Annotated in this window: 1 protein-coding gene; it reads left to right on the top strand. The window is 73.8% G+C overall.

Going from position 1 to position 596, the window contains the following annotated elements; genetic code table 11:
• Window positions 1-596 (top strand): DUF7507 domain-containing protein (locus tag PUR61_RS05020; protein ID WP_443035124.1); only part of this gene is annotated, 596 nt, incomplete at both ends.

The raw sequence follows: 596 nt of genomic DNA on the forward strand, positions 1-596 counted from the left end.
CACACCGCCCGCGATCACCTGCCCGGACACCACCCTCGTCCCGGGCCAGTCCATGATCTGCTCCGCCACGTACACGGTGACCCAGGCCGACGCCGACGCCGGGACGCTCACCAACACCGCCACCGCCACCGGCACCCCGCCGAGCGGTCCCCCGGTCACCTCCCCGCCCTCCACCGCGACGGTGACCGGCCCCCGGACCGGACCGGCGCTGACGCTGGACAAGACAGCCACGACCGGCGGCGGGGGCGGCGGCAACAACCGGCGCTCGGCGCTCGTCACCACCCTGGTGGCGGGCTCCGCGATCATCTACTGGTTCGTGGTGACGAACTCGGGGGACGTCACGCTGACCGACATCAGCGTCACCGACACCTCGTTCTCCGGCACGGGCACACCGCCCGCGATCACCTGCCCGGACACCACCCTCGTCCCGGGCCAGTCCATGACCTGTTTCGCCGCGTACACGGTGACCCAGGCCGACGCCGACGCCGGGACGCTCACCAACACCGCCACCGCCACCGGCACCCCGCCCACCGGTTCGCCGGTCACCTCGCCGCCCTCCACCACCACGGTGACCGGCCCGCGGGCGTCCCTCACCC

The organism is Streptomyces sp. BE20, from assembly GCF_036322525.1.
Lineage (GTDB): Bacteria > Actinomycetota > Actinomycetes > Streptomycetales > Streptomycetaceae > Kitasatospora.